Origin of the sequence: Actinoplanes sp. NPDC048791, assembly GCF_040650095.1 — a bacterium.
In the GTDB taxonomy this organism is placed as follows: Bacteria; Actinomycetota; Actinomycetes; order Mycobacteriales; family Micromonosporaceae; genus Actinoplanes.
Genome location: NZ_JBEZGQ010000508.1, coordinates 1 through 6,042, shown reverse-complemented (window position 1 = coordinate 6,042; position 6,042 = coordinate 1). Strand labels below are relative to the sequence as shown.

Here is a 6,042-nt window from a genome sequence, read left to right as displayed (position 1 = left end):
GCAACCTGACCCCGCCGGCCACCGGCCTGCACGGCTCCACCGTCGCGTGGTCCAGCGCGGACCCCGCGACCGTCAGCGCCACCGGTGTCGTGCACCGGCCCGCGGCCGGCAGCCCGGCCCGGCGGGTCGCCCTCACCGCCACCGTCAGCCTCGGTTCGGTCAGCGCCACGAAGTCGCTGACCGCCACGGTGCCCGCTCTGCCGGCGCCCGCACCGCTGAAGGGCTACGCCTTCGCCTATTTCACCGGCAACAGCATCGCCGGCGAGAAGATCTCCTTCGCCGCCAGTCAGGGCAACAACGCCCTGCGCTGGACCGAGCTCAACGGCGGCCAGCCGGTGCTCACCTCCACGCTGGGCACCAAGGGCCTGCGCGACCCGTTCCTGATCCGCTCGCCCGAGGGTGACAAGTTCTTCCTGATCGCCACCGACCTGTCCATCGGCAGCGGTACCTCCTGGGACGACTCGCAGCGCCGCGGCAGCCGCTACCTCGAGGTGTGGGAGTCCACCGACCTGGTGCACTGGGGGCAGCAGCGGCACGTGCTGGTCTCACCGCCGACCGCCGGCAACACCTGGGCCCCCGAGGCGTTCTGGGACGAGACCCTGGGCCAGTACGTCGTCTTCTGGGCGTCCAAGCTGTACGCCGAGTCCGACCCCGGGCACACCGGCGACGCCTACAACCGGATGCTCTACGCCACCACCCGCGACTTCGTCACGTTCAGCACGCCGAAGATCTGGCAGGACCGCGGCTCGTCCCGGATCGACAGCACGGTGATCAAGGACGGCGGCAAGTACCACCGCTTCACCAAGGACGAGGGTGCGGTCACCGGCTGCAGCGACATCATCCAGGAGCGGGCTGACTCGCTGACCGCGGTCGACGACGTGGCCGACCCGGCGTACGACCCGAAGAACCCGGCGTGGCGGATCGTGGCCTCCTGCATCGGCAAGGCCGCCGGCACCTCCGCCGTGGAAGGCCCGACCGCCTTCAAGGCCAACCCCGGCGACGACTCCGGCTCGGACTACTACCTCTTCGTCGACGAGTACGGCGGCCGCGGCTACATCCCGCTCGGCACCGACAACCTCGACGCCCCGGCCTGGAAGGTGCCGGCGAGTTACGCCCTGCCGAAGAGCCCGCGCCACGGCACGGTCCTGCCGGTCACCCAGGCCGAACTCGACCGGCTCTCCGGCACCCCCGATCCGCTGCCCGCCACCGCCGACGGGCTGGTCGCCCACTACGCCCTGGACCAGAGCACCGGCACCACGGTCATCGACTCCTCCGGCAACGGCAACAACGCCACGGTCGCCGGCGGCACGAGCTGGAGCGACGGCAGCCTGACCTTCGGCGGCACCGACGGTTACGTGAAGCTGCCGGACAACGCCATGGCGGGGATGCGGGCCATGACCGTCTCCACCGACGTCTGGATCGACCCGGCCCAACCCAAGCCCTACTTCCTGTGGGGGATGGGCAACACCGACAGCGGCGGCGCCGGCAACGGGTACGTGTTCAGCACCGGCGACAACTACCGCGCGGCCATCGCCTCCGGCAACTGGACCACCGAACAGGGCGCGGCGACCGGCAGCGCCCTGAGCCGCGGCTCGTGGCGGACGCTGACCTACACCGTCGGCGACGGCACCGCGACGCTCTACCTCGACGGCCGCCAGGTCGCCCGCAACACCGCGGTCACCGTGACCCCCGGCTCGATCGGCAACGGCGTCACCAAGGCCAACTACCTCGGCCGCTCGGTGTACGCCGCGGACAAGTACTTCAAGGGCCGGATGCGCGACGTCAGCATCTACAACCGCGCCCTGACCTCCGCCGAGGTCGCCCAGCTCGGCGGCAATGCCACCACGGTCTCCGCGGTGACGCTGGACAGCCTCAAGGCCCCGGCCCTGATCGACAGCGAGGCCGGCACCATCGTGCTGCCGGTCCGCCCCGGCACCGACCGCCGTAACCTCAACCCGGTCTTCACCGTGGCGAGCACCTCCACGGTCACCGGCGCGGGAGCCGGCGACTGGTCCACCGCACGGCGCATCACCGTCACCAGCGCCGCCGGCGCGACCCGCTCCTACACGGTCACCACCCGGGTGCTGCGCTCGCCGGTGCTGCCCGGTTTCAACGCCGACCCGAACATCGTCCGCTTCGGCGACACCTACTACATCTACGCGACCACCGACGGCATCGCGGGCTGGGGGAGCACCACGTTCAAGGCGTGGTCCTCGACCGACCTGGCCACCTGGACCGAGCACGGCACGATCCTGGACCTGGCCGACGTGTCCTGGGCGCACACCAACGCCTGGGCCCCGGCGATGGCGTCGGCCAACGGCAAGTACTACTTCTACTACTGCGCCGCGGGCAACATCGGGGTGGCCACCGCCGACTCGCCCCTCGGCCCGTTCACCGACTCCGGCGCGCCACTGATCGACCGCGACGACTACGCCGGCGCCCAGCAGATCGACCCGGCCGTGTTCACCGACACCACCGGGCAGAGCTACCTGTACTGGGGCAACGGCAAGGCCTACGTCGCGCCGCTGAACGCGGACATGACCTCGATCGACGTCGCCAAGCGGCAGACCATCGGCGGGCTCACCGACTTCCGCGAGGGCCTGTTCATGAACGAGCGGAACGGGACCTACTACCTGAGCTACTCCGTCGACGACACCGGCAGCGAGAACTACCGGGTCGCCTACGCCACCGGCAGCTCGCCGTACGGGCCGTTCACCGCCCGCGGCGTGATCCTGGCCAAGGACCCGGCGCAGGGCATCCTCGCCACCGGGCACAGCTCGATCATCCAGGTGCCCGGCACCGACGACTGGTACATCGCGTACCACCGCTTCGCGCTCACCGGCGGCGACGGCTTCCACCGCGAGACCACCATCGACCGGTTGTACTTCGACGCCACCGGAGCCATCACCCCGGTCATCCCGACCCTGGAGAGCGTCGACCCGCTCACCTACACCGGGGTGCCCCCGCAGGCGTCGATCTCCCGGCCCGGGACCGACGGCTGGTACGGCGCCGGCGCCACCCTCACCCTCAGCGGCGGCGCGGGCAACAGCACGATCGAGTACGCGCTGGGCGACGGAGCCTGGGCCGCGTACACCGAACCGGTGCCGCTGCCGGCCGGCTCGTACACCGTGCGCCACCGGGCCCGGGGCGCGAACCTGATCCTCGGCCCGGTCGCCGAACTGCCGGTACGGGTCGACCCGGAACCGCCGATGTCCGCCGTCGCGGTGAAGACCGTCAAGAACGTCTCGACGGTGACGCTGAGCGCCCAGGACACCGCCTCGGGCGTGGCCTCGGTCAGCTACCGCGTCGACGACGGCGCGTGGCAGCCGTACGCGAAGCCGTTCACCCTCACCGGCGTGCACCGCCTCGCGTTCCAGGCCACCGACCGGGCCGGCAACCAGGAGACCGCGCAGCGGGTCACCGTGCCGCTGCAGCCGGACGTGACCGCCCCTGCGGTCACCGGGCTGACCGACCCGCGGCAGCCGACCGGCCGGCACGGCTGGTTCACCGGCCCGGTGGCCCTGGTCGTCACCGCCACCGACCCGTCCGGCATCGCCTCCCGCGAATACCGGACCGCCGGCGGCAAGTGGCAGACCTACACCGGACCGGTGCCGCTGCCGGCCGGCGTGACCACCGTGACCTACCGGGCGACCGACCACTTCGGCAACGTGTCGGCGCCGGGCACGCTCACCGTGCGGCGCGACCCCCAGGCGCCGGCGGTCAGCGCGGCGGTGCGGGTCGGCCGGTCACCGGTCACGGTCACGCTGAGCGCCAAGGACGGCGGCTCCGGGGTGGAGCGGATCTCGTACCGGGTGGACCGTGGGTCCTGGCAGACCTACAAGTCGCCGGTCAAGGTCCGCGGCAAGGGCACGCACCGGGTGTCGTACCGGGCCACCGACCGGGCCGGCAACACCAGCCCGGTGCGGACCGTGCAGGTGCGGATCCGCTGACCTCACGGCGTCGCCGCGGCCACCAGCTCCTGGTACGCGGCGACGCCGTCCGGGTCGGCGTAACCACCGGCGGGCACCACCGACGTGCCCAGATACCAATTGTCATGCTGCCAGTAACAGACGACCTGGAACCCGTGCGACGCCAGCCAGGTGCGGGAGGCGCGGATCGCCGGTCCCCGCGAGGCGCGGACGCCCTGGTCGTCGTCGATGCCCCACTCGGTGAGCGTCAGGGGGCGGCCGAGGGTGCCGAATGCGCCGTACCAGCGCAGCATCCGCGGGTCGCTGCCGACGCTGACCGGGTCGTCCGGCTCGCTGCCGCGGGTGCTGGCCTGCCAGTACAGATCGATCCCGTACGCGTCGGCGTAGGCGACCGGCACGACCCAGTCCCGCACCTCCCGGTCCCCGCCGGTGCCGTTGTTGGTCACGAACGCCGAGCCCGACCGCCACTGGTACGCCATGTGCACCGGCACCACGTTGACGGCCGCGTTGACTGCCTTGCTCTGCTGGTAGACCCGGGTGAACGCGGCCACGAACTGCACGCCGGTCATGTCGTCCTCCGGCTCGTGGTAGTACGTCAGGTAGCTGCCCGCCGGCATGGCCGCGGCGATCGCCTGGATCTCGCCGTCACAGGTGCCGGCGGCGACGGCGACCGGCGTGCAGGTCGTCTTGAACGAGTACCAGAGCGTCGCGCCGAAGGTCTGCTGACAGCTGAGCGCGTCCGCGGGCGGCAGGGCGGCGGCCGAGGTGAAGACCCGACGGACGGTGAGCTGCGGCCCGAGATGCGCACGCTCGTCGAGGAATCCGGCGCAGGTGTTGCCACTGCCGACGGTGTCGGCGCTGGAGGTGGTGGCACCGACGGCCAGTGTCGGCAGCACGAACGCGGCTGCCGGGGCCGGGGTCACCGGTCCGGCCAGCAGCAACGCGACAATAAGGGGAACGTGCATGGCGTCCTCCACGGTCACAGGATGGTATCGAGAGGCTACGATGCGTAGCCATTGATCACCATCGCTGTGCGCCCGGATCGCCGCCCGGCGTCAGAGGACCACGGGCACCGCCAGGAGCCGGTAGCCCGGACCGGTCGCCTGGGCCAGGCGAGCCGCCTCGGCGCCGTCCTCCTCGTTGAGGAACACTCCGACCGGGCGCCGTTCGTCGCTGTCACCCTTGACGCAGAGGACATAGACGGTCCGGTAGTTGTAGCGCCGGGCACCGTCGGGAAGGCCGTCGACGACCGCTTGGGCTACCTCGGCGGGCGACGCGACACTCAGGCCGCCGTCGACCCCACCCAGCGGCCCCCTCGGCCAAGCGGTGTCGTGCGGCGAGAACTGATGGAACAGACTCTGCTGCATGCGGGGCAGCACGCCCTCGCGCCACCCGACCGCCGGACAGACGACGTAGCCCTCGACACCGTGGCTGCGCAGCACGTAGGTGCGCGCATCACTGGCCCGGTAGCAGTAGTCGGAGATGCCGGCGCCGATCGCGGCGGCCTCGGCGGCCGTGGCGCAGGCGATGACCAACCCCCGACAGCACGACGCGACCTTTCCCGGGCCGCGCCGTGCTGTCAAGGCCGCGCTCAGACGGTGAAGCCACCGTCCACGTTGATCGTCGCGCCCGTGACGTAGCGTCCGTCCGGGCCGGCCAGGAACGCCACGGCCGCGGCCACGTCCGCCGGTTCCGCGTAGTGACCCAGCGCCGTCAGGGCGTTGATCGCGTCCGCATTCGGGCCGTCGGCCGGGTTCAGGTCCGTGTCCGTCGGGCCCGGGTTGACCAGGTTGACGGTGATCGCCCGCGGGCCCACCTCCCGGGCCAGGGCCTTGGTCAGGCCGGTCAGCGCGGTCTTGCTCAGCGCGTACAGGGTGAAGCCGGGGAAGACAGCCCGCTCGGCCACGTTGCTGCCGATGGAGATGATTCGCCCGCCGCCGGTCAGGTGCCGCAGCGCCGCCTGCGCGGCCACGAACGGCGCCCGGACGTTGACCGCGATGCTCTGCTCGAAGTCCGCCAGGTCGAGCTGCTCCACCGGCCCGAGCAGGAAGGCGCCGGCATTGTTGACCAGGATGTCGAGGCGGCCGAGCTCGGCGGCGGCCCGGTCGACGGC

Annotated in this window: 4 protein-coding genes; 1 reads left to right on the top strand and 3 read right to left on the bottom strand. The window is 71.7% G+C overall.

Annotated features, from left to right (window positions below; genetic code table 11):
• The coding region (locus tag AB0C29_RS29440; protein WP_360826736.1) for a family 43 glycosylhydrolase at positions 1-3,950 on the top strand (3,950 nt) is incomplete at its 5' end.
• Between the two features lie 2 nt (positions 3,951-3,952).
• Here the strand turns inward: AB0C29_RS29440 and AB0C29_RS29435 are convergent.
• The 3 genes from AB0C29_RS29435 to AB0C29_RS29425 form a co-directional block, all read right to left on the bottom strand.
• A complete protein-coding gene (locus AB0C29_RS29435; RefSeq protein WP_360826733.1) occupies positions 3,953-4,906 on the bottom strand; it encodes a hypothetical protein in 954 nt (317 codons plus the stop codon).
• A gap of 78 nt (positions 4,907-4,984) precedes the next feature.
• Positions 4,985-5,464 (bottom strand): hypothetical protein, encoded by a 480-nt coding sequence (locus AB0C29_RS29430; protein ID WP_360826730.1) that lies wholly within the window; start codon positions 5,462-5,464, stop codon positions 4,985-4,987.
• A gap of 56 nt (positions 5,465-5,520) precedes the next feature.
• Positions 5,521-6,042: SDR family oxidoreductase (locus AB0C29_RS29425; RefSeq protein WP_360826728.1), on the bottom strand; the 522-nt coding region annotated here is incomplete at its 5' end.